At 62.8% G+C, this 22809-nt stretch carries 30 protein-coding genes; 2 read left to right on the top strand and 28 right to left on the bottom strand.

Going from position 1 to position 22809, the window contains the following annotated elements; all coding sequences use genetic code 11:
- Nucleotides 1-10 precede the first annotated feature (10 nt).
- The 12 genes from WS91_RS21495 to WS91_RS21445 form a co-directional block, all read right to left on the bottom strand.
- Entirely contained in the window at nucleotides 11-646 is a 636-nt protein-coding gene (locus WS91_RS21495; protein ID WP_059670982.1) for a phage tail tube protein, read from the bottom strand.
- Nucleotides 647-691: 45 nt separating this feature from the next.
- Entirely contained in the window at nucleotides 692-1045 is a 354-nt protein-coding gene (gp17, locus tag WS91_RS21490) for a tail completion protein gp17 (RefSeq protein WP_059670981.1), read from the bottom strand.
- Nucleotides 1042-1602 carry an HK97-gp10 family putative phage morphogenesis protein gene (locus WS91_RS21485; RefSeq protein WP_059670980.1) on the bottom strand — a complete coding sequence of 187 codons (561 nt, stop codon included), beginning with the start codon at nucleotides 1600-1602 and terminating at the stop codon, nucleotides 1042-1044. Before WS91_RS21485 ends, gp17 begins: the two co-directional genes overlap by 4 nt.
- Nucleotides 1595-1948 carry a phage head closure protein gene (locus WS91_RS21480; protein ID WP_059670979.1) on the bottom strand — a complete coding sequence of 118 codons (354 nt, stop codon included), beginning with the start codon at nucleotides 1946-1948 and terminating at the stop codon, nucleotides 1595-1597. The genes WS91_RS21485 and WS91_RS21480 overlap by 8 nt, the downstream gene beginning before the upstream one ends.
- Nucleotides 1949-1958: 10 nt before the next feature.
- On the bottom strand, nucleotides 1959-2828 hold the full coding sequence (locus WS91_RS21475; protein ID WP_059670978.1) for a head-tail connector protein: 870 nt from the start codon (nucleotides 2826-2828) through the stop codon (nucleotides 1959-1961).
- 23 nt (nucleotides 2829-2851) lie between these two features.
- A complete protein-coding gene (locus tag WS91_RS21470) occupies nucleotides 2852-3322 on the bottom strand; it encodes a hypothetical protein (RefSeq protein ID WP_059670977.1) in 471 nt (156 codons plus the stop codon).
- Between the two features lie 39 nt (nucleotides 3323-3361).
- Nucleotides 3362-4651: a phage major capsid protein gene (locus WS91_RS21465; RefSeq protein ID WP_059670976.1), complete on the bottom strand. Its 1290-nt coding sequence runs from the start codon at nucleotides 4649-4651 to the stop codon at nucleotides 3362-3364.
- A 62-nt stretch (nucleotides 4652-4713) separates the two neighbouring features.
- Entirely contained in the window at nucleotides 4714-5697 is a 984-nt protein-coding gene (locus tag WS91_RS21460) for a S49 family peptidase (protein WP_059670975.1), read from the bottom strand.
- Nucleotides 5694-6947 carry a phage portal protein gene (locus WS91_RS21455; protein WP_082758266.1) on the bottom strand — a complete coding sequence of 418 codons (1254 nt, stop codon included), beginning with the start codon at nucleotides 6945-6947 and terminating at the stop codon, nucleotides 5694-5696. The genes WS91_RS21460 and WS91_RS21455 overlap by 4 nt, the downstream gene beginning before the upstream one ends.
- 3 nt (nucleotides 6948-6950) lie before the next feature.
- Nucleotides 6951-7103 (bottom strand): hypothetical protein, encoded by a 153-nt coding sequence (locus WS91_RS36130; RefSeq protein WP_156432426.1) that lies wholly within the window; start codon nucleotides 7101-7103, stop codon nucleotides 6951-6953.
- Nucleotides 7100-8833, bottom strand: a complete 1734-nt coding sequence (locus tag WS91_RS21450; RefSeq protein ID WP_231752059.1) for a terminase large subunit — start codon at nucleotides 8831-8833, stop codon at nucleotides 7100-7102. Before WS91_RS21450 ends, WS91_RS36130 begins: the two co-directional genes overlap by 4 nt.
- Nucleotides 8812-9270: a phage terminase small subunit P27 family gene (locus WS91_RS21445; RefSeq protein ID WP_082758265.1), complete on the bottom strand. Its 459-nt coding sequence runs from the start codon at nucleotides 9268-9270 to the stop codon at nucleotides 8812-8814. The genes WS91_RS21450 and WS91_RS21445 overlap by 22 nt, the downstream gene beginning before the upstream one ends.
- Nucleotides 9271-9443: 173 nt before the next feature.
- Here WS91_RS21445 and WS91_RS37795 point away from each other — a divergent pair, with 173 nt between their 5' ends.
- On the top strand, nucleotides 9444-9572 hold the full coding sequence (locus tag WS91_RS37795; protein ID WP_269435335.1) for a hypothetical protein: 129 nt from the start codon (nucleotides 9444-9446) through the stop codon (nucleotides 9570-9572).
- Between the two features lie 4 nt (nucleotides 9573-9576).
- Here WS91_RS37795 and WS91_RS21440 read toward each other — a convergent pair whose 3' ends face one another.
- The gene (locus WS91_RS21440) at nucleotides 9577-10701 is read right to left on the bottom strand and encodes a hypothetical protein (RefSeq protein WP_059670972.1); all 1125 of its coding nucleotides are present in this window, start codon (nucleotides 10699-10701) and stop codon (nucleotides 9577-9579) included.
- A 281-nt stretch (nucleotides 10702-10982) separates the two neighbouring features.
- Nucleotides 10983-11318: an HNH endonuclease gene (locus WS91_RS33995; RefSeq protein ID WP_197422261.1), complete on the bottom strand. Its 336-nt coding sequence runs from the start codon at nucleotides 11316-11318 to the stop codon at nucleotides 10983-10985.
- Nucleotides 11319-11440: 122 nt separating this feature from the next.
- Between WS91_RS33995 and WS91_RS21435 the strand changes: the two genes are divergently transcribed.
- On the top strand, nucleotides 11441-11944 hold the full coding sequence (locus WS91_RS21435) for a DUF3489 domain-containing protein (protein WP_059670971.1): 504 nt from the start codon (nucleotides 11441-11443) through the stop codon (nucleotides 11942-11944).
- A gap of 15 nt (nucleotides 11945-11959) precedes the next feature.
- On the opposite strand, the gene WS91_RS21430 is transcribed toward WS91_RS21435, so the two are convergent.
- The 14 genes from WS91_RS21430 to WS91_RS21365 form a co-directional block, all read right to left on the bottom strand.
- Nucleotides 11960-13216, bottom strand: a complete 1257-nt coding sequence (locus WS91_RS21430) for a site-specific DNA-methyltransferase (RefSeq protein ID WP_059670970.1) — start codon at nucleotides 13214-13216, stop codon at nucleotides 11960-11962.
- A complete protein-coding gene (locus WS91_RS21425) occupies nucleotides 13209-14594 on the bottom strand; it encodes a site-specific DNA-methyltransferase (protein ID WP_059670969.1) in 1386 nt (461 codons plus the stop codon). The genes WS91_RS21430 and WS91_RS21425 overlap by 8 nt, the downstream gene beginning before the upstream one ends.
- A gap of 194 nt (nucleotides 14595-14788) precedes the next feature.
- Nucleotides 14789-15172, bottom strand: coding sequence for a DUF6362 family protein (locus tag WS91_RS21420; RefSeq protein ID WP_059671004.1), 384 nt, complete (start codon nucleotides 15170-15172; stop codon nucleotides 14789-14791).
- Nucleotides 15165-15380, bottom strand: coding sequence for a hypothetical protein (locus WS91_RS21415; RefSeq protein WP_059670968.1), 216 nt, complete (start codon nucleotides 15378-15380; stop codon nucleotides 15165-15167). The genes WS91_RS21420 and WS91_RS21415 overlap by 8 nt, the downstream gene beginning before the upstream one ends.
- Before the next feature lies 1 nt (nucleotide 15381).
- Nucleotides 15382-15846: a crossover junction endodeoxyribonuclease RuvC gene (locus WS91_RS21410; RefSeq protein WP_059670967.1), complete on the bottom strand. Its 465-nt coding sequence runs from the start codon at nucleotides 15844-15846 to the stop codon at nucleotides 15382-15384.
- Nucleotides 15847-15986: 140 nt separating this feature from the next.
- The gene (locus WS91_RS21405) at nucleotides 15987-18269 is read right to left on the bottom strand and encodes a phage/plasmid primase, P4 family (protein WP_059670966.1); all 2283 of its coding nucleotides are present in this window, start codon (nucleotides 18267-18269) and stop codon (nucleotides 15987-15989) included.
- Nucleotides 18262-18660, bottom strand: coding sequence for a hypothetical protein (locus WS91_RS21400; protein ID WP_059670965.1), 399 nt, complete (start codon nucleotides 18658-18660; stop codon nucleotides 18262-18264). The genes WS91_RS21405 and WS91_RS21400 overlap by 8 nt, the downstream gene beginning before the upstream one ends.
- Nucleotides 18627-19364 (bottom strand): hypothetical protein, encoded by a 738-nt coding sequence (locus tag WS91_RS21395; RefSeq protein ID WP_059670964.1) that lies wholly within the window; start codon nucleotides 19362-19364, stop codon nucleotides 18627-18629. Before WS91_RS21395 ends, WS91_RS21400 begins: the two co-directional genes overlap by 34 nt.
- Nucleotides 19361-19825 carry a DUF6511 domain-containing protein gene (locus WS91_RS21390; RefSeq protein ID WP_059670963.1) on the bottom strand — a complete coding sequence of 155 codons (465 nt, stop codon included), beginning with the start codon at nucleotides 19823-19825 and terminating at the stop codon, nucleotides 19361-19363. The genes WS91_RS21395 and WS91_RS21390 overlap by 4 nt, the downstream gene beginning before the upstream one ends.
- A 14-nt stretch (nucleotides 19826-19839) precedes the next feature.
- Nucleotides 19840-20466 (bottom strand): hypothetical protein, encoded by a 627-nt coding sequence (locus WS91_RS21385; RefSeq protein WP_059671003.1) that lies wholly within the window; start codon nucleotides 20464-20466, stop codon nucleotides 19840-19842.
- 2 nt (nucleotides 20467-20468) lie between these two features.
- Nucleotides 20469-21290 (bottom strand): ATP-binding protein, encoded by an 822-nt coding sequence (locus WS91_RS21380; RefSeq protein ID WP_059670962.1) that lies wholly within the window; start codon nucleotides 21288-21290, stop codon nucleotides 20469-20471.
- Nucleotides 21290-22039, bottom strand: coding sequence for a BRO-N domain-containing protein (locus WS91_RS21375; protein ID WP_059670961.1), 750 nt, complete (start codon nucleotides 22037-22039; stop codon nucleotides 21290-21292). The genes WS91_RS21380 and WS91_RS21375 overlap by 1 nt, the downstream gene beginning before the upstream one ends.
- A 2-nt stretch (nucleotides 22040-22041) precedes the next feature.
- A complete protein-coding gene (locus tag WS91_RS21370; RefSeq protein WP_059538811.1) occupies nucleotides 22042-22527 on the bottom strand; it encodes a hypothetical protein in 486 nt (161 codons plus the stop codon).
- 11 nt (nucleotides 22528-22538) lie between these two features.
- Entirely contained in the window at nucleotides 22539-22775 is a 237-nt protein-coding gene (locus WS91_RS21365) for a helix-turn-helix domain-containing protein (protein ID WP_059670960.1), read from the bottom strand.
- Between the last annotated feature and the right edge of the window lie 34 nt (nucleotides 22776-22809).

Below are 22809 nucleotides of genomic sequence, written 5' to 3'. Positions count from 1 at the left end.
GAAGCGGAGATCACACAATCGTGATCGGGCCGGTGATGATCAGGTTGACGGTGGCGGTCAGCAGCTTGTCCACACCACCATCCCAGGGGAACGATTCGACGAACGCGGTGAAGGTGGCGGTGTGGCCGTTCGGCAGCGTGAGCCGGTAATTCGCGAGCGCGCTGCTCGCCTTCAACGTTTGCAAGGCGAGCTGGCCAGCATCAGTGAGATCGATATCGACGTCGAAGCTGAAATTGCCCGGATCCTGCAGACCCGCGCGGTATTCCTTTGCGAGCGACGCCAGGTTCGTCGCGTCGAGCTTCGAGGTCTTGCCGTCGAAGCCCTTGATGGTCTTGAAGTTGCCGATCGGCGTCCAGGTAACGGGTGTGGCCGTGCCCCCTGAGGTCCACGATGCACCGCCCGTCGAGTTGTAGTTGACGGCGAACGTATTTGGCGTCACGTTGGTCACGACGAATGGCTGGCCGTTGAGGCCCGTCTCGCCGCCGACGCCGGCAAACGACACCACGTCGCCGTTCGTGAACCCGTGCGCGGTCGCCTCGATGATGGTGGGGTAGCCGAGAATGATTCCGGTGATACTGACGGCCGCGCCCGCGCCGCCCGACACGGCGAACGACGAGCCCTGCGACGAAATGGCAGTTGAGGTCATGGATGTGACTCCAGAGGGAAAGAAAACACGGAAAGCAGAAGCAGGTCAGTCGTGCCAGACGGAAAACGTCTGCACGACACGGAAAGCCTTGACGTCGGATTCGTACAGGTCCTGCTCATGCTGCAGGACGTTCTGGATGCTCCACGACTGGAACGCAGCGGCCACGGCCGAAGCTGTCGCCACGGCATCGGCATACGTATAGCCCCAGGACGAAATCTCGAAGAGCGTGTTGTTGATCGGGGGCGAGCCGTTGCCGGAAAGCGTGTTGCAGACCGGACTCGCGAGGCGCCGGTAGACGATGTACGGGTACGTGTTGTCCTGCAGTTGCACCTGGGGTGAGGCTCCACCGGCGGCCAGCGGCTGCAGGAGCGTGGCGACCTGCTCCTGGATCGTGGTCATTTCATGGCGAGGCCGAGGTTGGCCGCTTCCTTCGGAATACGGGCCGCGAGGTAATCGATCATGGCCTGGATCGCCTGATCCTTTGCGATCGAAAAGGCCGGCCGCATAAACGAGCGTGGTTCAACCCAGATCGCGGTGGGCATCGCCTTGACCGCCGCGCGATGTGCCTTCAGCGACATACCCTTCGGACGCTGTGGGACATAGGCGTGGCCGAATTCCAGCCACGTCCAGTAGTAGGCGTCGAGATTTGTGACCCGACCGCGCACGACCTTGACCTGGTTCTTCCGGCCGCGCCGCACGCCCACGTAGAACACCTGCAACAGTTCGTTCGAGCGCTCGGGAATCTGCTTCTGGTAGATCGCGCGCCGGATGCGTCCGGGATCCTGGCGTGGATCGTCGCCGTCGTAGACCGGCGCAAATACAACCGCCTGCTGGCGCAGCACGGTGGCGCCTGCATTGACCGCGCCGCGTAGCACGTTGCGACCGATATTGCGGGGCAGCTGCTCGAGCGCCTTGGCAAATTCGTCCAGCCCCTTGATGCACCGGAGTTCAGCCATTCGTCAGTCCCTCGCTCGCGAGCAGTTCGACGGTTCGGTTAGATTCATCGATGTTCAGCGCAGCATTGATGTCGAAGATTCGGCTGGCGTAGACGATGCGATACGTCGCCACAACACGCGGATCGGCAAAGATCGCGTCGTACCGGACCGTGAAACGGTGGGAGACATCTGTTGAGATCGACTGGGCGGCGGCACGTTCGTTGCCGCTCAACGCCTCGATGTACGCGTAGACCGACTTGATGGTCGTCCACGTCTCGACCTGCTGGCCGAAACTGTCCCGCGCCGTGCTGCGCTGCTGCAAGGCAACCAGACGGTTCAGCTGCCCCGCGCGCATCTGTGTGGTCACGGTAACCTCATCATGGCAGCGACATGCGGTAGGGATCGAGCAGGCCTGCCACAAACGGCAGTTCCTCAACCTTGCCCCGGTTGAGGATGGCCACTTCCTCGCGGTTCTCGTACAGCGAGCCAGTGCGCAGCAGGATCCAGTTGCGGATGCCCTCGGGCACCGGCTCCGGACCGCTATAGACATAGCTCGTGCCACTGCCTGCGTCCGACAGGGTGACCGGGTTGCCGCCGGGATCCTGCAGGGCATAGAGGCCCGCGTTCGCAGCCGTCACCGTGTACGGAACGTCAAGCTGCAATGGCGTCGGAAGCGCCCCACCCGAATTGAAAAACTGGACGGTATTGCCGACGGCCCAAGTGACCGGGCCGCGCACCTGAATCTGCGTCGAGGGGAGACTGCCCGGGACTGTGCAAACCGACATGTAGCCGGCGTCATACGTCACGGTGACCGCGCCGATCTGTGGCAGCGGAATCGGCCAGATCTTTCCGAATCCGGGCGTGATGATCGCGGGCATCAGCGCCGCGTTGACCACGTAGTCGGCCGGATCCATTGTCTGCGCCGTGCCGTTCATGTCGAGATAGCCGATAGACACAACATCGATGAGCGGCGCGTGAGGGAGCACGATCGCACAGGCCGGATAGTTGATCACATGCTCGAACGGCAGCGGCGTACCGACGCCCGCCATCGGGAACTGGTCCAGCACGAGCTGATAGCGCGCGTGGAGCAGCTGCTGGCGCGTGATCGTCTCGGCTGCAATCCGGGCGGTGGTTACGAGCGAGGTGATCAGCGTGTCCTGCGCGTCGTCGGTCACGCGTAGGTGCAGTTTCGCCTCGTTGAGATCCACGGGCTCGCCGACAGGCCGCTGCAGCAGGATTTCCGGCATGGGTCAGTCCGGTAACGAAGGACTCAGACGATCTGGACGACGCTCGCGTCGCCAAGATTGACCGGAATCGCTGCTGACACATCCACCGGCGGATCGAAGCGGCCTCCGACGCCAAACAGATACGCGGCAACAAACGAGGCTGCTGTGCCGACCGTGAGCGAGAGCTGCACGAACGCGTAGCCGTTGTTCGTGTCGACGTCGCCGCTGCTGAAGTTGACAAGCGCCTGCACGTTGGCGCCACTGGCCGCCTGGATCGTCGTGATCGCCTTGTTGGGCAGATCCTTGGCACCGGTGCCAGTTGCATCCTGGGCCTGACGGATCTTTGCGTCGAGCGTAGCGTTTGTGCCCATCACGCCGGTGCCGATGAGGGCGAGGAACGTATGGAAATTCTGCACCGGCACCCACGCAGTGGTTACCGTGCCGGCAGGCTGGTTGGCGGGATCGATCGAGGTCAGCAGTGCCTCGAAATCGGTGGGTTTGAGACTCGGGAACATGGGCGGAATCCTCCGGTTAGGTTCGGAATCAGCGCGGGATCAACGCGCCGCGAGCTGGATGAACGGCGACAGGTTGTTCGTGCCGTTGGCAGGTTTGATCGGGTTGGTGATGGCTGGCTGCCCGTCCAGACGGAACACTGTCCGGAACGCCATCGCGTCGGCGTCGAAATACAGGTGCATGGACGTCGCCGTCTCGATGCCCGAAGCCTTCTTGATGGTGCGGTAGTACGACATGTCGAGCAGGATCACGTCGCCCTGCGACGAGAAGCTCTTCGCGTGCTGCGAGACGAAAACCGGACGGCCGAGCAGCATCCCGTAGGGCGATTCCTGCGCACCGGCCGAGATCGGCAGGTAGATCGGATAGTTACCGAGCGTGAGGGTGAAGAGCGCAGGTAGCACATCGTTGTTCACGAGCCAGATAGCGCGACCGAAAGATCCCGGTGGCAAACGCGAGATCATCTTCGAGAGGTTCGAGATGGTCAGCGTCTGCGTGGCCTGCCCCGAATCCTTCGAAACCACGATCGCCGCATTGCCCTGCAGTGCGCCAATCGGCATCCCGTTGCCTGCGCCGAAGAGCAGCGAATCGTTGGTCTTCCAGCGGATCGAGTCGCCAATCTTGCGGTTCAGATACTGACCAAGCGCCGGCCCATCGGCGATCAGTTCATCCGTGAGCGGCACGAGCGCCATCATCTTGTGCAGGTACTGCGTCGTGGCCGACAGCTTGGGCTTGGTCGCCGTGCCGGTATTGGCCTCGGCCTGCCAGTACGCGCGGATCCCATCGGTGCCCCACGGCGTCGTCTCGTCCTTCGGAAATACCATCGAGTTGCCCTCGATGTCATAGTCGTCGGTGTAGGGCAGCAGCGCATCCTCGCCGAGCGAGAGCGTGAAGATGTCGCGCGAGAACTCCGGCGGAATCAGGAAGCCGCCATCCGGGCCTGATCCTTCGCCGCCGTAGGTGCCGGGCGCGACTGCACCGTAGCGCAACCGGTCATCGGCGCGCATCGGGTTGACGGTGGCCGTGTGCACCGAGCGGGCGAATTCGCCGAGCGTCTGGAAGCCGCGCTTCGGATCCTGTTCGACGTTCTCCGACACGCTGATGCGTGCGCCGTCGATCTTCGTCACCCGGGCCGTGCGTTCGGCCTCGATTAGCGATTCCTCACGTTCGATCTGGCGCTGCGTGGCCTGGATCGATGCCATCAGCGAGTCGTACTGCGTTGTCTCGGTTTCGTTCAGGTCACGGTCTTCGGCGTGGGCAGCATCGACCAGCTTGCGCGCGTCAGCAACCAGCGTCGCCTTGCGCTGCTGCAGGGTGCGGAGGGTTTTGCTCATGTCAGGCTCCAAAAATGAAAAAACCTCGCCGGAGCGAGGTCGAGAGATGAGATGGGAGGAGGTTACGTGCCGATCAGGTCGAGGAGACGTCGCCGGCACGCGATACGTCCCATGCCTTCGGTGACTGCGGGCTGGGCCTGTGGAGCAGCCAGAAAATCCGCTGCCTTTGCCTTCGCGGATTGGCGCAGGTTTTTTGACATGCGCCGGATCACGTCGTCGAAGGTGGCGATGTCATCGACCATGCCAGCGTCTTTTGCGGCCTGTGCGCCGAGCACGCGTCCCTGACCCATGCCATCGCGCACGGTTGCAACTGGTACGCCCCGATTACGCGCGACCGCCTTTGTGAAGGCACCGTAGTAATCGTCGACACGGCTTTGCATGAAGGCCTGCGCGTCGGCGGAAAGCGGGCCGTATGGGTTGCCTTCAGTCTTGTACGTACCGGCCGAAATTAGTGTGGTCGTGACACCGGCATCGGCCAGCGCCTTCGACCAGTCCTCGTGCGCCGACCACACGCCGATCGAGCCGACTTCGCCGCCGGGCGTCACATAAAACTCGCTCGCGGCGCTGCCGAGCCAGTACGCCGCGCTGGCCGCCAGGCTGTTCGCGACGGCGACGACAGATTTCTGACCACGCGCCTGATAGATCTCGTCGGCCAGTTCTTGGACACCGTACACGCTGCCACCGGGCGAATCCACATCAATCAGGATCGCGTCGACGGAATCGTCGGCGAGGGCGGAGCGCAGCGACTGTGCAAACAGTTGCGTGCTCATCGAGCCGGGCCCAGAGATGTCGTCCGCCATATTGCCGCGCTGGGTGACGACGCCGTACATTGGCAATACCGCGATTGCGCCGCCGGTCGCTTTGGTCGCGGCGCCGCGACGGGCGGCAACAATGTCGGCATCAGCACGCACGCGCGCCATCGTGTCAGCATCGACCGTCCGGCCTGTTGACCAGCGCGCAACGACGCCAGTGAAGGCTGCGAGCCGCTCAGGCATCAGCGCCCACGGCGTCGACAGGAATTCAGAGATCAGGAGCGCGTGTTTCATTCGTTATTCCTGGCATCGTCGGACGTGTCATCGGATTCGTCGGGTTCGGGTTGCGTCGTTGCCGGGGCGTTCGACGCATCGCTTTCCTCGACCATATTGAGTGGCCGTAGTGGTTCGTCGAGCCCGTCGAGCGGATCGAGCGATTCCATGCGGCGCGCCTCGTTGCGCGTGAGCCAGCCATCAAGAATCCCGTTGTGGTAGTACATTGCGCGCGCCTGTGCATCGCCGCGCAGCAGCGCCGTGACCGGAAATTCCACGTTCAGGCCGTCGTCCTCGCCGAGGAAGTAGTATCGGATCGCTTCTTCCCAGCGCACGAGCCATGGGCGCAGGGTGTGGATCACGAACTCGAGCGATTGCTGCTCGATGTTCGAGAAGGTCGCCTTGTCCAGGTCGCCGATCATGTGCGGTGGAATCCGGAACAGGCGCGCGATTTCGGAGACGGAGAACTTGCGCGTCTCGATGAACTGGATGTCCTCGTTCTTCAAGCCCAACTCGTGATACTTCATCCCGAACTCGAGGATGGCCGTCTTGTGCCGGTTGCGGCCGGTCTGCTGCCGCTGCCATGCCTCGCGGAATTCACGGCGCTTCTCGTCGGACGGGAACGCATTCGGCATCTCGATCCAGCCACCCGGCGTCGCGTCGTTCATGAAAAAACGCATACCGTAGTCCTGCGCGGCGAGTCCACCAGCAACTGCCTCGCGTGCGGCCGTAATCGGGTTATAGCCGACGATGCCGTCCGGCGACAGGCCGCGCAGGTGGAACACTTCGCTTCGTGCGAGCACGATCTCGCTGCCGTCACGGCGCGTATACCGGTAGCGCCACTGTGTATCGGACAGCAGTTCGATCGTCACACGATCCGGATGCAGCGGCAGCAGGTCCGTCACTTCGCCCCGGCTATTCGAGACGATCTGCGCGAACGCATTGCCGCGCAGTGTGCAGTGTCCCTGCAGCATCTCCCGGAATTCCAGCGGATTCTGGAAATCATTGGGCCTTATGGCGAGCAGCCGGTAAAGCCAGTGGTTGCGCAACGGCGTCTTCCGTCCATCATGCCGCTCGCGGTACAGCATGAACGGCAGTGTTGAGACGGATTCGGCGAGCACGCGCACGCAGGCGAATACGGCCGTGAGCCGCATTGCCGCATCGGCGTTGACCGAGTGCGGCGTGCCCCGAAACGGCACCGGCGAGAACCAGAAATCGCCCCACGGAGACCGGTCACCGGTGTCCGCGTTCAGGCGCATCGATAGCAGCACGGATCACTTCCTCGCGACGAGCGCGCCGAACACTGTGAAAGCGAGCACAAGCGAGCCAACCGCTACCAGTGCCGCCGGAATGCTGATAAGCGCGACGCCCGTGCCGATCAGGGCAATGCCGGTCAGCAGGGAAGCGTTGTAGGTCAGCGGGCTCATACGATCATCAAGGTGTAGTCGTCGGGCATCTTCGGGGTGCCGTCACCGACGAGCGCGCGCGACAGCGCCATGATCAGCGCGACAATGCCGTCGATCTTGTTCTCCGGGCGCTCCTTGCGCGGGTAGATATTGTCCTTCGCGTCGAGGTGAGCGACTACGTTGCTCACCATCCAGCCCAATACCGGATCGCCGTCGTGGATCAGCCGGCGCTGCAGCACGAGCGCTTCGAGGGCCTTCATCGGTTCCGAGAAATTCAGCACGGTCGGGCGCAACTCGATCATCGGGAGGCCTTCGGCGAGCATTCGGGTCGACAATTGCGTCGCCTGGAAGGGATCGAACGCCACGCCCTGTACCTGAAAGCGGCTCGACATTTCGATCAGGTCGGCCTCGATCCACCCGAAATCGATCACGTTGCCAGGCGTGACGGTGAGCCGGCCATTGCGCATCCAGCCCGCGTACTGGCTGTTGCTGGTCGCCATCACGGTGTCCTCGGGCAGGTAGTAACGACCGAAGATGGCATATCCGCCTTCGATCTCGGGATGCGCGAACAGCAGCATCAGCGCGGCGATATCCGTTTTGCTCGCGAGGTCGAGTCCGATCCAGCAGGACTGTCCCGCAAACGTATCGAGATCGAGCGCAGCATCGGCGCACCGGTCCCACGCCCGCATATCCATCCACGCGGTGTCGGCGTTAACCCACTCGTTGAGGTGCTTGGTCTTGAAGTTGTTGACCGCGCTCGGTAACTGCATGGCCTTGGCCTGCAGGGGCACCAGTACCTCGGGCTGGACCGAGATGCCCCAGTTCGGATTCGCCTTGATCAGCGCTTCCTCAGTCGTCCAGTCGTCACCGTCGTCGAGGCCGTACACGATGCCGAACTGGCTGTCGTCCTCGAACACGCCCTCAAGCAGCTTCGTGACGAAGGTGCGGATCTCGTAGCAGATCCCGGCCCGGTTGCTGCCCGCCGTCGTGATCACCCACAGCAGCGAGTTGTTCCGTTTGCCGGTTCCCGTTTCGACCACGTCGTAGACGGTGCGCGTCTTGTGGGCGTGCAGTTCATCGATGCAGCCGAAGTGGATGTTCAGGCCGTCGAGCGTGGAGCCCTCGGCGGAAAGCGCTTCGAACTTGGAGCCGGACGCCAGCACATTCATGTTGTGCGCTCCGACGGCGACACCAAAGCGCGAGCGGAATCCGGCGCTGCGCCGGGCCATCGTCTGTGCGTCGCCAAACACGATGCGCGCCTGGTCGCGTGTCGTCGCCAGCGAATACACCTCTGCGCCGCCTTCACCGTCGGCCGCGAGCATGTACAGGCCCACTGCGGACGACAGCGTCGATTTGGCGTTGCCGCGCGGCACTTCAATGTATGAGCGCCGGAAACGGCGCCGGCCATCAGCCTGCACCCAGCCGAACACGGTGGTCAGGATGAACACCTGCCACGGCTCGAGCGTGATTGACTCACCGGCCAGCGGCCCCTTGACGTGGGGCAGCCGCTCGATGAACGCGCACAGGTTGTCCGCGGGCGCAAACGGCTTGCCGGACTTGTCCGCGAGCTTCGGATTGAACCGATACGGACTGCTCTTGCCCTTGAAGCGAGCGAGATCATTCAGTTGTCGCTGGCAGGCGAGCTTGACCCAGCGGCAGGCGGTAATTTCGCCTGCGACCACTGCCTCGGCGTAACGTTTCGCCGTGGCACCGTACCGGCTGGCGGCCATCAGCCGGCAATCTCCGACCATGGATCGAGCTCGTCTGCCGCTTCGACCGGTAGCGTGACGCGCGAGCGCGACGCCGGTGTGAATCCCATCTCGGTGGCCGCCTTGGTCATGATCTGCGCCTGCTTGTTGACAATCGCGAGGTACGGCGACTGCATTGGTACGCCAGTGTTCGGTGCCTTGATCAGCAAACCGGTCTTGGCGAGGCCTGCCTGCGCTTTGCGATACAGATCGGCGGCACACGCCCAGACCTCGAGGACGGACATATCGAGCCGTTTGAGCAGATGCGCCGGCGCGTTTTCGATCGCGTAGCGCCAGGCGTCCTTTGCCCCTTCGCTCATGTACTCGGGCGGGTCGACCAGATCGCCTGGCGGCTGTGGCTCGCGCGAATTGGTCCGGCATTTCTGCAGCGTGCCCTTGATCTTCTTGACGGTGGTGGGGAGGGGTTTTCGGCCAGCCATAGCTGTCGGTTAGATGACGTTTGGCAGCAACGGGGATTGCCACGCGAGCGGTGGTGTTCAACGACCACGCTCATTTCGTCAAAAAAACGGGATTAATTTCTTCGTGGTCAACCGGACAATGGTTTTGGTTTCACCCACGGCGGGTGGCCACATTAACCTTCAGTGGAGTCAACATGGAAAAGCACGATCTCGACAATCACGCCAATCAACTCAACCCCGAAAACGATGCGTATTGGCAATCTCGCGGGGAAGACGAGCGGCCCGATGACTGGCAAGACCGACTGCAAGACGAGGAGCAGTAAATAGTCATCCTAGAATCTTCGGCCACGGGCGGGTACCAGGTTTGGCGCCCGCCTCAATCACGGCATCCCGATGGCTTTTCCACATCGTCCGATATCGATCCTCATTCACGGTTACGATTTGCGCAATGTGGCCTGGTCGGTGTTGGCGTACAAGCAGCACCGTGAAGGCGTGCGCCGCGACGAACAAGGGAATAGGTGGACCGATGTTCGGATCCGTGCCGCGCACGATGGCTGTTTCCCACAAGCTACAGAAACGCCGAAGCGTAAGTTTGCGCTCGCCGGTTCGTACGTTCGCGAGCCATTGCGGCTCGACCCGCGCCCACGCGGCGAAGGTTTTGAGTAACGGTTTCTTTTTCGGGATCGAGCGATTCCGCACGCCACTCACCAACACTGAGGTGACGTCGATAAGACGGTCAATCGGCAGTCGATACCAGTTGCGTTTTTTATCGAGCGTCACCGTCTCCTGCTCCAGGATCTCCTCAGATACTGACGGCGTGACAAGGGTGAAAAGCGGGTTCGGAATTCGATTGGGAATCCAATCCATGCAAAACTCAAGGTCCCAACAGGCCAGCCAGTCGAGCAGCGCATTCCAGATGAACGCATGCAGCGACGCACGTGCATCCTCCCAGCTTTGCGCCGCATGAAATTCAGACCAAAGCCGGGGCGCATCGAAGTCGCGTTCATTCAGGTCCGCAAAGAACTCAGGCTTTCCATGGCCGGTGGCGAGTAGATATTCACGAAATTTTGTGAATCCATCCTCGGTCGAGCGCAGCTGCATGTAGTGCCTGGAATACTCGTCCAATTCTTGGGCTAGTCTCAATGAGCGGGCGTAGTTCTTGCGGCTCTGATCAAATCTCGGGCTGATTGCAACGTAGTCAGCTAAGGGGGATGGCCTCTGTTCGCGGACGCTTGGCAGATCAGCGAAATGTTGAATAGCCTCATCCATCGAGCACTCGTTCACACGTGCAAACTGCGCTACGACAGAGCGACGAATCCGCGTGTCTCCTTCGGGGAACTTTGACAACCGTTCCCCCGCCCGTATCGACATTCCGGTCATTTCCGTGAATAGCGGCCCAGGCTTCTTGCCGGTTATAGATAGAGCCAGCTGTAGCGCGAATTGGTCAAACATGGAGCAATCGGGCAGTGATTTGACCCGCACAGGATAGCAAGACCGAGCCGAACTCATGTTTGAGTCTTAGCTAGAGGACTGTAATCCCCCCCTGTTTCATTTTGCACGCGCAAAAATTCAGGCACGCGCACGATCCCGGCGCCGACGGCCGTAGAGATTCGATCCCCCCTGGGGGTCCATCGATGCCGCTGCGGGCGCCCACGTGGCCACATGTCGCGCCCCGTTTGCGCTGACGCGGCAGTTTCGTTCAGGCGCGCAGCGAGGCGCACACATCGCGTTTGTCAGCGAGCCAGCCGACGGAGAGCGCGCTGCGCTGTTTCCGTGGCGGTCTTGCGGTTGTGGCACGGCGTGCACAGCGACTGCAGGTTGATCCAGTCGAAGCGCGCACCGCCATCCTTGATCGGCACGACGTGGTCAACGACCCTGGCGGTAACGGTCTGACCGCGTCTCGCGCAATGCGCGCACAGCGGATGTGCCCGCAGATACGCAGCACGACATTGCTGCCAGGCCATCGACTTGTAGAAGCCAAGCTCCGCGTCAAACGTCCGCCGTGCGCGACCGTAATCGCGATGCTCCCATCCACGGTGCGCCGCGCAATAGCCGGGTGAAGCTAGCACCGCCGCGCATCCAGGAAACCGACAGGGTGTCGGCGCTCGACGCGGCATTAGCAATTCAGCTTGGCTTTGCGATTGAACAGCGTGTTCATGGAGTCGTCATCCACCACGAGAGGAGTACGACCATGAGCACCATCGAACTGACGCCCGCCCAACACGCGATCCTCACGTACGCGATCAACCACACCAGCGGCAAGATCGACTGGTTTCCCGACAACATAAAGGGCGGCGCTCGCAAGAAGGTGATCGATGGCCTGTCGAACCGCGCCCTGATCACCACCGACGGCACCGATTGGTTTGTGGCTGCCGAGGGTTACGATGCGCTGGGTGTACCGCGCCCTGAACTGGTCGCATCCGTCGATCCTGAGATGGAGGTTGCAGTCGAAACCGCCGAAGCAAACCTCGGGATCAAGGCACCACGCCGCGCGCGCGAGAACAGCAAGCAGGCACTGGTGATCACAATGCTGCGCCGACCGGAAGGCGCCACGATCGCGCAGATCTGCGAGGCGACCAGCTGGCAAAGCCACACGGTGCGAGGCACGCTGGCCGGCGCTCTGAAGAAGAAACTCGGACTCAACGTCACATCCGACAAACAGGGCGAGGAACGCATCTACCGGATCGCCGACTGACGCCCCCGAAAATCCTCACTGAGGCTCCTGCAAAGTCTCACCGAAGCGCGCCCCATCGTGGGCGCGTATTGCTTCGGCGCCCGTGTAGTCCTGCCATCGGCGCACGATCACGTCGACGTACTTCGGATCGAGTTCGATCAATCGCGCGCGTCGTCCCGATTTCTCGCTGGCGATCAGCGTCGTGCCCGAGCCACCGAACGGATCCAGCACGATGTCGCGCGTCTTGCTGCTGTTGCGCACCGCGCGTTCAACCAGCTCGACCGGCTTCATCGTCGGATGCAGGTCGTTCTTCGCGGGCTTCCTGATCTGCCAGACATCGCCCTGATCGCGTGCGCCGCACCAGAAGTGATCGGCCCCGTCGCGCCAGCCGTAGAGGATTGGCTCGTACTGACGTTGGTAATCGGCGCGGCCGAGCGTGAAGGTGTTCTTGGCCCAGATAATGAACGTCGACCAGCGACCGCCAGCGGTACGGAACGCCGACTGCAGCGTATCGAGCTCGCTCGACGACATCGCGATGTACACGGCGCCCTTGGTGACTGTCAGGATGTTCTGACAGGCTGAGGTCAGAAACGCCTCGAATCCGTCACCGAGATTGTCGTTCAGGATTGGACGATTTTTGCCACGCAACTTGTCCTTCGCGGTGTTCGCGTAGTTGACGTTGTAAGGCGGATCCGTGAAGACCATGTCGGCCAGCTCATCGCCGAGCAGCGCTCGGTAGGATTCGGTCTTCGTCGCATCGCCACATAGCAGCTTGTGCTCGCCGAGCAGCCAGATATCGCCGGCGCGCGACACCGGGATCTCATTGACTTCCGGGACGGCATCTTCATCGGTCTGTCCGGCGCGATCCGGTTCGTTGCCGGCGACCAGCGCGTCCCATTCGTCGGCACTGAAGCCGGTGAGCGCGAGATCGACCCCGGCGTCTTTCAGTTCGGCCAACTCGAGGCCGAGCAGTTCATCGTCCCACGAGGCGTTCTCGCCGATCTTGTTGTCGGCAAGGATTAGCGCACGACGCTGGACGTCCGTCAGGTGCGTCATCGGTACCACCGGCACTTCGGTGAGTCCGAGCTTGCGCGCCGCAAGCAAGCGGCCATGGCCGGCGATGACGTTGTTCTGGCCATCGACCAGGAGTGGCGCACCCCAGCCAAACTCGACGATGCTGGCGGCGATCTGCGCGACCTGCGCATCGGAATGCTGCTTGGCGTTCCGCGCATACGGGATCAGTACGTCGACCGGTCGCAACTCGATCTTGACGTCAGCGACATGGTTACGCATGGGCGATCTCGTCGAGGGTGACACGTTCTGCTTCGACCTGCTCGAATGACTGTCCGGAGCTCGCCAGGGTCACCTCGGCGTCCGGATAGTGCTGCAGGAAGCGGCGGATCGCGACATCCACGTACTCGGGTGCGATCTCGACTGCACGGCAGCGACGGCGCGTGCGTTCCGCCGCGAGCAGCGACGTGCCGGATCCGTTGAACGGCTCGAACACAATGTCGCCGGTATCTGAGTACGCAAGCATGATCTGCTCGGGCAGTGCCACCGGGAACACGGCCGGATGATCGATGCCGTCGCCGATCGGGCCTTTGTGCCGCATGATGCGGATCACGGAATCGGGGATCCGCGTGTCCTGCGTGGGCTTGCCGGCATGCGACCAACCACCGACCTCGCCATCCTTCTTGCGCATCGCTGTCGACGAGCCATCAGCGCGCAGATGCGAATCCTGGCCAGCATGTACGCACGGCACGATCTTGTTCGGACGTCGTGCCGCACGGTTGAAGTGAAACACGAACTCGAAGCTCGGTGCGAGGCGGCCGTTCCAGTCACCGGGCATTCCCGGGCCCTGATCCCACACATACCAGCCGAAGCGCCGCCAGCCGGACGCGTGCATCCACTGCAGCCAGCCGTCCCAGTAGGGGATGACTTCGTTGTCGCGATGGATCAGGCCGAGATTGACGAGCACCTGGCCGTCTGTGGCCATCGGCAGTGCGGCAAACACGCCGCGCATCAAGCCGTCCCAATCGACGATCGTGTTTGTGTAGTCGCGCTGGCTGCCGTAGGGCGGGCTGGTGAAGCACAATGATGCGCGATCTTCGCCCGTCAGCGTCGCGATGACCGTCGGATCGGCGGCATCACCGCAGATGAGCCGATGCGTGCCAATCTGCCAGACATCACCAGCCCGAGTGACCGGCGTGGTCGGTGCCTCCGGCACATCGTCAGCGTCGTCGCCTTCGACTGACTCGGATTCGCTGTCACCGAGCAGCTCCGCAATCTCGTTGTCATCGAAGCCGGTCAGCTCAAGGTCGAACCCGGCCGCCTGCAGATCGGCCAGCTCGAGCGACAGCAGTTCGCCGTCCCAGCCCGCGCGTTCCGTGAGTTTGTTCTCCGCGAGGATGAACGCACGCTTTTGCGTCTCGGACAGGTGCGCGAGTTCGATCACGGGCACCTCGGTCATCGCAAGCTGGCGCGCAGCGAGGAGGCGACCGTGACCAGCGATGACGCCTCGGTGTCCGTCGACCAGCACCGGGTTGTTGAAGCCAAATTCCCGGATGCTCGCCGCAATCTGGGCGATCTGCTCATCGCTGTGCGTGCGCGCGTTACGGGCGTACGGGATCAGCGACTCGATCGGACGATAGTCGATTTCAAGGGCCGGCATCGGGAGCGGAAATAAAAAACCCGCGAGAGCGGCGCTCATCGCGGGCAAGAGAGGAGAGGGCGGTGCGAGATCCACCTCTCGCAACCATAGCCGCAATCTTAGCGAAATTTCCTCAAAATGCGACACCCCGAAAATCGTGGGATCTTGGTATTAGTCTGCATATGCTTGAGGGACCCCTTAACGACCCGCAACGTCTATTGATTCCCGTTATCGAGTTGCTGGACGATGTGCTGCATGGCGCTATCCCACCGGCGCTGGGCAGTCCGCGCGACGCAGCCGAAGCGCTTCGCGATGTCTTCCCAGCGATGCCGTTCGGCACGCATCCAGACAAGATGCCGCTGTTCCTCTTCGAGCCACTGCACCCAGCGCATCGTTTCCAGCATCCGGTCGACTGCAGATGGTGACGGCGGCAACGGACGGCACTCGCGATCCTCGTTCGCAAGTGCTTCCCATTCGCGCCGCACGAATTCCGGCCAGACGTTGAAGTAGCCCTGAACACGCACGGGCGGCAGACGGTGGCTGGTATCCGCTGCCTCGACAAAGCGTGCTGCCACAGTATCGACGCTCCACTCAGCCATGGCGACCTCCGTGGCCGGGCGGGCCATAAAGCCGGTTGCCGATCCGGCGCACGAATTCACGCTCGATGAAATCCAGCCGCTCGTCATGCTCGGCGATGACGAGGATACGTTGCTGCTGCCAGCCATCGCGCTTGGTCGCTTCCAGATCCACGGTCACGGGCTGATGGCGGGCAAGCGAGGACGGGGAATGCGGAGACGGGATCTTCATCTCACTCCCCCTGCGTGTCGATGGCCCAGTGCAGCAGTGCAAGTGCGTCGGCCTCGTTGTCATCGGTGACGGCGTGACCGAGCGAGCACATCGCCGCAATCACCGCATCCTTGCCCGCGTTGCCTTTGCCGGTCGCGTGTTTCTTGATCGTGCCCACCGGCACACCCTGGTACGGGATACGGTGGTGCTCGCACCATGCCGAGAGCGTGGCGAGGAATCCGCCATACGCATGTGCGGCGTCGACACCGGCATGCCGGCGCACTTCCTCGAAGTACACAGCGTGAATATCCCCTGCGCTGCCGTGCAGTTCCGAGAGCCAGCGACGAAAGCGCAGGAAGCGCATGCCACCGCCCTCGAAGCGCTGCGGCCGGAAGTGCTGCGCGCCGCTCGTGATGCCGCCATCAAACCGGCGCAGCGCCCAGCCGGTGGTCGTGCCCAGATCAAGGGCGAGAATCGTCGTGATCATGATTGCAGTCGTTCCTGTTGGGGAGGAACGGCGCAGCCGGCAGAGCAAAACGTAATACCCTTGTGTGCGCGCATGCGCACGCGTATAAGAGTTACGTTGTAATGCGCCGGCTGCGCCGTTCGGCATGCTCGAATGGCGACTCAGTTGTCGGCGTATGGGATGTATGCGGGCGTATGCGGGTGCTTGAGGTCGATGCCCCTGAAACCGCGCAGACCTGCGGTGTTTTTCCATTGCTCGCATCCACGCGTGATGAGCAGATCGGAAAACCTCCGTTGTGATCCAACAAACTCCCCGGCGGATTCGGCCCATTGCTTCCAGTCGTTGAACAATTCCGCAGTCAACGACTTCGCGTTGGCCTCGCGTACACAGCGTTCGTCGAGCCAGCGGCCCAGCGCATCCTCGGCCTCGAAATACTCGTCGGTCGCGTCCTTCACCTGTTGCGGGGGATCAAGCCGCCCGAGACGTTGCCAGTCCAGACAGCCCTGAACTGCCCACGCCAGAATGCCGTCGCGCTCGGCCAGGAGCTTCTGCTGGAGCAGCTTGTCGCGGCGCTCGGGCGGTATGGTGATCGTGAACGGGATCAGGTGCAGCCGCCGCTTCATTGCTTCGTCGATGTTGCGGATCGCAGGCTTGTGGTTACCAGCAACGAACAGCTTGAACTGAGGGAGGAATTCGAAGAAGTCCTGCCGCATGAAGCGCGCGGAGATCTTGTCGCCACCCGTGAGGTTCTTGATCTTCGATTCGGCCCAGCGGCGTCCCTGTTCTGTTTCGATGGCCGACACGAAGCGCGCGCCACGCAGGCTAGCCATGTCGGTCGGGTGCCGGTCGTTGCGCGTTTCCATGAATGTGTCCATCGGCGCGTTGGTGGCGTAGTCGCCGAGGATCGTTGCCAGCGTGTTGACGAACACCGACTTGCCGTTCGCGCCCGTGCCGTAGAGGAAGAACAGCGCGTGCTCCTGCGTCGAACCGGTGAGCGCGTAGCCCGCCGTCCGTTGCAGATAGGCCTGTAGCTCGATATCCCCGCCCGTGACCTCGGTGAGGAACTGCCGCCAGATAGGACAGTTGCCACTTTGGGTCGCCGTGGTCACCCGAGTCATCCGGTCGGTACGGTCGTGCGCACGTTGCCTGCCAGTCGTGAGATCGACCACGCCACCCGGCGTGTTGAGCAGCCACGGGTCGGCGTCCCATTCGGCGGTGGTGGCCGCATGTCGGCGATCCGATCGAGCCAGCCGTTCGACACCAGCGACCGTGCCAGAACTGGCGAGCCTGGCGGCAATCTTCGGGTTTTCTGCACGCACGGCCGTGTGACGGCAAACGCTACGGATCAGGTCGGTAGCGGCCAGGGTGTCTTCGGAGCGCCAGCGATGGCCATCCCACATCATCCAGCGCCCCCATGCGGACACGTAGCGCCAGTCGCGGTAGTAACGGCGGGTGAAGGCCAGCGCCAGCGCGTCTTCCGTGCCCCACACGGATTCGTCGCTGCCGACGGCGGGTTCCTGCTCGACGTCGACGTTGTAGATCTGGGCACGCGGGGCGCGGGTGAGAAAGGCTGCGAGATCGAAACCCTCCGCCATTGCATCCGCTGCATCCCATCCTTCTGATGCTTCCTCGGGCGGATACAGGATGTGGCAGGATTTTGCGCCTGCCGTGAGGATGGCCTGTGCTGCCTGCGTGGCGTATTCCCAGCCGGGTTTGTCGCGGTCGGGCCAGATGAGCACGGCCTTGTCCGCAAGTGGAGACCAGTCGGTCTTCTCGACGGGCGCGTTCGCACCGTGCATCGCCGTGGTAGCGACGATGCCTGCGTTGATCAGTGTCTGCGCGCATTTCTCGCCCTCGACCAGGACCACCTGCGAGGCGTCGACCATGCCCGGCTGGTTGTAGAGAGGGCGCGGATTGGGCGGGGCCATCTTGCGGCGCTTCGCATCCCACGGCCGGAATTCCTTCTTCCGGCCCGGTGGATCGTAGCGGTAAACGACAGCGATCAGCTGACCAGATGCATCGAGGTAATCCCACTTGGCCGTGGCCGGACCCAGATCATCCACCGGCACGTCCTTATTCGTGCGCCGTTTCGGCATGAGGGCACTCTGTCCAATCAGCTCACGTGCCTGCTGGAGCACGCGGGGGAAATCGACGTGAGCGTTGACACCAAGCCACGCCGCGATCAGATCGAAGATGTCGCCGCCGTCACCGGTCGCGCGATCGGTCCACAGGCCCGCCTTCTCGCCTTCGAGCACAACCTCGAGGCTGTCACCCGGGCTGCCCATGACATCGCCCATGAGGAACTTGCCCCGGCGACGCTTGCCCGCCGGGAACATGACGGTCAGTACTGACTCGAGTCGGGCAAGCAATGCGGTGCGCATGGTTTCGCGCGAGTCAGCCGGATCGGTCGTAACGGGATCGGGGGTGTCGTTGAAATCAAGCATGACGGATTCCTTGCGTCGGGATGTTGCTGGTCGACCGTGCGTAGGATCGGGTTGTCGTATGGGCAGACTGCGCTGGCAGGTACCCGGTTTTCGTGGCCACGTCGCGCACGAAGACGGGATTCAGCCCGGCAAGCGATGCCCACGCATCAAGCCGCCTGCCGTACATGAAGTCCCGTGCGTCGGTACGCCTGGACGGGCTGCCGATACAGGAGTCCGCGATGGCCTGGCAGATTGCGGCGACTGCCAGGCGTGTTTCGGGCTGAACGACATCCGCGTGGCGCAGCAGCAGGCGCTGGATAGCGGTGATACGTACCAGTGGGCGAGGAGCCCCGGTTTCGCATCGGAGGGGAAACCGGGTCATGGGCCGGTCCTCCAGCAGCGGTCCTGCCATGCGCACATCCGGCATTCGAAGTGAGTGGGGTCATTGAATCCGCGCGGCAGTCGCTCGCCGGCATCGCTCGCGCCGATCACGGTTACGGCACGGTCGGACATGCGCTGGGCGAGCACCGCATCGAACGGAACCAGTTCGATGTACAGGTCCATCGTGTCGGCGTTGATTGCCGTGAACACGGCGGGATGCTCGTGCAGACCGAGATAGGCCTGGTAGAGCGCGACCTGTGCGGCATAGATGGGTTTGGCGACGGCGAGCCGGTGCTTGAGCAATTCGCGCCACGACTTACCGCCGAGGCACTTGTTTTCCCAGAGCGCCGGATAGCTGACGTCGTCGGGGCCGCCGACGAGCACACCATCGATGTGCCCCTGCAGCCGGCCGTCGAGTGCCGAGAATCCGAACTGCTCGCCATCGGCCTTGCGCGTGCGCAGATCGAATCCGGCACCACGTAGCCACGCGACCATGCAGTCCTCCATCACATGGCCACGCTCGAAGATGCGCAGCATGCGGCCCGGGACGTCGCGACCGTGATCGACAGCAGTGCGTTCGTACTCGTACTGCAATGCACGTTCGCACGCGGCTCCCAGACGCGAGGCACCGAGATATGTGCGACTGCCCTCACGCTTGCTCGTGCGCTGCATGCCGGCATCGATCAACGTGGTAATTCGTTCCGACAGCGTGGACGAAGAATTGAAATCCATCATTGCGCGACCTCCCACGGCAGGTCGTCTGCCATATCGGCAAACGGATCGCGCGGTGGCGTCGTTCCGCGCACGGTGGACTGGCGCGTCGCCTCGTGGTGCGAGACCATCTGTTCCGTCCAGCAGGTGACGATCGCGTCAATCACACGCAGGGCTTCTTCCTCGGCATACGCGCCGAGGGGCTTGTCGAAACCAATCTCGCCAGCGGCTTCGCCGAAGGCCTTGAGGCACCGCTTCATTGCGCCGCGCTCGACTTCAGTCGGATCAATCATCGTGTTCTCCGCAAGGGTTGCGCCGCCGTCCAGGGCACGAAGCCTGGTGCCGTACAGCGCATGGAAAGCGTCCTGGCAGCGTCGTGAGCAGAACGCCCAGTCAATTGGGTAGCGCCGGGGATTGCCGATACCGTGACGGGTATCGGCATGCGTGAGTCCCCGGGCCTGACGGGTGCAGACCCAGCATTTCATTGGGGATCTCCGCGTCAGGCCCAGGCAGGTTTGCCCGCCGGTGCCGGTCGGGTCGTGGTCGGCGCGGGACGGAAAGTTGGCGCGGTCTGTGCCGGAGCACCCGACTGGCCGCCGGAGCCCGAAGGCTTCGAGGCCGCGGCCATGAACGCGGCGTAGTCGGCGTGATCCGGTTCGACCGCCATGCGCACGACGTTGCGGTCATCGCCGCGCCCATCCTTTTCGATGTCCACGCGCACGATGAACTCGATGCCATCGAGATCGGCGAAGCTCTCGATGCGGCGGGCAGCCGATGCCTGCGGACTGTTGTCCTGCGGATGGACGTGACGAGCGCTGTTGAGAATTGCGCGGATGAAGCTGCGCCCCATCTGCCCCCAGGTCGGCCCCTTGCGAGAGTGGAGGCCGATGTTCGTCCACATCTTGCGTTTGGCATACGGGCCGTCGGTCACGACAAACTCGCAGGCCAGGTAGACCGAGCCCGTCTCGAACGATTCGGTCGCGTAGCCGCCGGTCCAGCCCTGCTCGGGATCCTCGTAGCCACCGGGTTTGATGGTCATGCGAACCGGCACGACGGTACCCTTCGGGATCAGTTCAAAGCCAGTGTGCTGTGCATCGGCATCGTTGAAGTCGTTCCATTGGGACATGATCAGTTCCTCGTCGTCGGGGATTGGGTCGCTGCGGCTGCGCATTTGCGGATCAGCGCGTAGAGATCGGGCGGCTCGAGCAGTTCGAGCTGGCCTGAACGATCCTTGGCCGGATAGCCGTAGGGGTTGAGCGTGTGGGTGACGAACGCGCGATAGGATGTGCCGTCGTCGGCCTTGATCTCGGCGAGTGTGACGACCTCGTCGACGATGCCAGGCAGCTCGGCGGCAGTCTTCGAGCCTTCGATCTGCGGGGTGAACACCTTGCGGTTGAAATCGTCGATACGCTCGTCGAGAATCGCGACGAACACGACGTTCTTGCCGCGCGCATGCTGCAGATGGGTCAGTGCCGCGAGCATTTCCGTGCCAAGCAGGCCATAGGCACCGCGCATGTCGGGCTTGCCCGTGCGATCGGACACGGCCTGCGGCTGGGTTCTGGCCCAGATCAGTGCCAGACGCGCGAGCACGGTGATGCTGTCGACGAAGTACGTGTCGTAGCGGGCCAGCTGCGCCGGATCGCCGAAGCGATCGCACACGTGGTGGAAATGCGCGTCCGAGAACGGCACCTCCGGTGGCAGGGCCGGGTTGGGGCCTGCGAGGAACACGACGAGATCGCGGAATTCCGGCCAGGTAGCCGGGCGCATGCAGTCGCCCTGCCAGTCGCGTACTGCGAGGTCGCCGGCCTCGAGATCGACGAACAACGTCGAGGCCTCGGGCAGCGTTCTCAGCAGGCTGGTCTTGCCAATCCCGCTCTTTCCAAGCACGGCGATCTTGACGCCCTGACGTTCGGCAAGCCGCTGATCGGCGGTGATAATGGGCAGAGCCATCACGCAGCCTCCTTCAGCAGTTCGGCGACCGCCGGATTCCAGAGAATCTGGTAGCCGGAGTGACCGTTGCGCGAGTAGGGCATAGCCTCGGCCCAAGCCTCGCCCGCCTCGGTCAGTTCCCACTCGTCGCGGTCATTGCGCACCTGCAGACCGTGACGCGCAAGGCGCAGGTTGGCCGCTTTCGCCGAGATGCTCAGAAGCTGGCCAACCTGCGTGGCGTTGAGCGAGCAGATGGGCGCATCCGCAGCGGGCAACGCGCGGCGCAGCGTTTCGACGGCGATACCTGTGTTGTCGTGGATACAGGTCAGCGTTGCAGCCATCGCAATGCCGGCCTTGACGCCAGGGACCTTCGCTACGGCCTCGCCGATCAGCAGGATCGACGACACGCGGTCCTGGGTCGGTGCGGGCAGGCTGGCGACGGCGTTGTAGCTGCCGGTCTTGCGGATAGCGGGCAGCACTTCGCTCGTGACCCATCGCTTGAAGCGCTTCGCGGCGTCCTTGGTGCTGCCGAGGATCAGGGCATACAGTCCCGATTCGTTTACGTGGTTCTGGCGCTGACGGCCGCCAGGCGTCAGGGTGTCCAATTTCTGGACATCCTCGTCATCGACATGCGATTCGACGGCCTGGCGCGGATTACCGAACTCGAGCACAGTGCACACGTCATTGGCGTTGAACCAAGGCTGGCCTGCGTCATCGACATGGAGGCGCACTGCGTGGGCTTCGAATTCGAACGGAAGGATATTCGTCATGGTCAGGCTCCCATGTCGTTGAGGAGGGCCAGCCGGAAAGTCGGCTTACCGGGTTTGGTGGTACGAGCCGACGCAAACTGCTCGCGCAATGCCGGCGGCCAGTTCGAGAAGCGTGATTCGGGAATCGACAGCTCAACGTCGACGTAGTCCTCGGCTCGCTCACCGGCAGCCGTGATGCGTGCGGCCATCTTGGACAGGCCTTCCTGGTCCCAGGACACGCGGCGCGGCAGTTCGAACGTGATGCGCAGCGCGCCGTCGGACACGTGTGTGGTGCCGAAGTCGCGACCGGAGTCACGCAGGGCTGCGCGAGCCTGTTCGCCGTAAGCGGCATCGAGCGCCGCGTCGAACTTCGCGCGGGCCGATTTCAGCCATTCGCTGGCTTCGGCGAGGTTGCGGTGGATTTCGGCTTTCTGGGCCGCAGGAAGAGCCGCGAGTTGGGCCACGGACATGGCCGCGAGGTCGGCGGGGAAAATCGTCATATCGGTCATGGCGATTCCCCTTACTGGTTCATCGAAGCGTGGACGGCCGCAGTCCCTTTCCCTTCGAAGGGTTCGGACGTGCTTCGGCGCAGGCTTTCCGTTTCGTAGGCTTCGACATCCTCGAGGCGGTACAGGACGCGCCCTTGCAGTTTCATGAAGACGGGGCCGATGCCATCGGAGCGCCAGCGTTCGAGGGTGGCCTCGCTGATGTCCCAGCGTTCAGCCAGATCGCGTTGATTGAGGTGTTTGACGGTCACGTTTTTCTCCTTTCGAGTGGTTGCGAAAACGTGA

The sequence above is a fragment of the Burkholderia sp. MSMB1498 genome (assembly GCF_001526245.1).
Classification (GTDB): Bacteria; Pseudomonadota; Gammaproteobacteria; order Burkholderiales; family Burkholderiaceae; genus Burkholderia; species Burkholderia savannae.
Note: the sequence above shows the minus strand (reverse complement) of the source record. Positions and strands in the feature narration are given on the sequence as shown.

Coding starts and splice junctions, on each gene's coding strand:
- WS91_RS21465 (WP_059670976.1), bottom strand. CDS start 4,651: ATGAGCAAAACCCTCCGCACCCTGCAGCAGCGCAAGGCGACGCTGGTT.
- WS91_RS21495 (WP_059670982.1), bottom strand. CDS start 646: ATGACCTCAACTGCCATTTCGTCGCAGGGCTCGTCGTTCGCCGTGTCG.
- WS91_RS21415 (WP_059670968.1), bottom strand. CDS start 15,380: ATGAAGATCCCGTCTCCGCATTCCCCGTCCTCGCTTGCCCGCCATCAG.
- WS91_RS21380 (WP_059670962.1), bottom strand. CDS start 21,290: ATGGCTCTGCCCATTATCACCGCCGATCAGCGGCTTGCCGAACGTCAG.
- WS91_RS21485 (WP_059670980.1), bottom strand. CDS start 1,602: ATGGCTGAACTCCGGTGCATCAAGGGGCTGGACGAATTTGCCAAGGCG.
- WS91_RS21400 (WP_059670965.1), bottom strand. CDS start 18,660: ATGGCAGGACCGCTGCTGGAGGACCGGCCCATGACCCGGTTTCCCCTC.
- WS91_RS21460 (WP_059670975.1), bottom strand. CDS start 5,697: ATGAAACACGCGCTCCTGATCTCTGAATTCCTGTCGACGCCGTGGGCG.
- WS91_RS21410 (WP_059670967.1), bottom strand. CDS start 15,846: ATGATCACGACGATTCTCGCCCTTGATCTGGGCACGACCACCGGCTGG.
- WS91_RS21475 (WP_059670978.1), bottom strand. CDS start 2,828: ATGCCGGAAATCCTGCTGCAGCGGCCTGTCGGCGAGCCCGTGGATCTC.
- WS91_RS21430 (WP_059670970.1), bottom strand. CDS start 13,216: ATGCGTAACCATGTCGCTGACGTCAAGATCGAGTTGCGACCGGTCGAC.
- WS91_RS21450 (WP_231752059.1), bottom strand. CDS start 8,833: ATGGTCGGAGATTGCCGGCTGATGGCCGCCAGCCGGTACGGTGCCACG.
- WS91_RS21405 (WP_059670966.1), bottom strand. CDS start 18,269: ATGCTTGATTTCAACGACACCCCCGATCCCGTTACGACCGATCCGGCT.
- WS91_RS21435 (WP_059670971.1), top strand. CDS start 11,441: ATGAGCACCATCGAACTGACGCCCGCCCAACACGCGATCCTCACGTAC.
- WS91_RS21470 (WP_059670977.1), bottom strand. CDS start 3,322: ATGTTCCCGAGTCTCAAACCCACCGATTTCGAGGCACTGCTGACCTCG.
- WS91_RS21445 (WP_082758265.1), bottom strand. CDS start 9,270: ATGGCTGGCCGAAAACCCCTCCCCACCACCGTCAAGAAGATCAAGGGC.
- gp17 (WP_059670981.1), bottom strand. CDS start 1,045: ATGACCACGATCCAGGAGCAGGTCGCCACGCTCCTGCAGCCGCTGGCC.
- WS91_RS21390 (WP_059670963.1), bottom strand. CDS start 19,825: ATGAAATGCTGGGTCTGCACCCGTCAGGCCCGGGGACTCACGCATGCC.
- WS91_RS21425 (WP_059670969.1), bottom strand. CDS start 14,594: ATGCCGGCCCTTGAAATCGACTATCGTCCGATCGAGTCGCTGATCCCG.
- WS91_RS21370 (WP_059538811.1), bottom strand. CDS start 22,527: ATGACCGATATGACGATTTTCCCCGCCGACCTCGCGGCCATGTCCGTG.
- WS91_RS37795 (WP_269435335.1), top strand. CDS start 9,444: ATGGAAAAGCACGATCTCGACAATCACGCCAATCAACTCAACCCCGAA.
- WS91_RS36130 (WP_156432426.1), bottom strand. CDS start 7,103: ATGAGCCCGCTGACCTACAACGCTTCCCTGCTGACCGGCATTGCCCTG.
- WS91_RS21420 (WP_059671004.1), bottom strand. CDS start 15,172: ATGGCTGAGTGGAGCGTCGATACTGTGGCAGCACGCTTTGTCGAGGCA.
- WS91_RS21395 (WP_059670964.1), bottom strand. CDS start 19,364: ATGATGGATTTCAATTCTTCGTCCACGCTGTCGGAACGAATTACCACG.
- WS91_RS21375 (WP_059670961.1), bottom strand. CDS start 22,039: ATGACGAATATCCTTCCGTTCGAATTCGAAGCCCACGCAGTGCGCCTC.
- WS91_RS21385 (WP_059671003.1), bottom strand. CDS start 20,466: ATGTCCCAATGGAACGACTTCAACGATGCCGATGCACAGCACACTGGC.
- WS91_RS21440 (WP_059670972.1), bottom strand. CDS start 10,701: ATGTTTGACCAATTCGCGCTACAGCTGGCTCTATCTATAACCGGCAAG.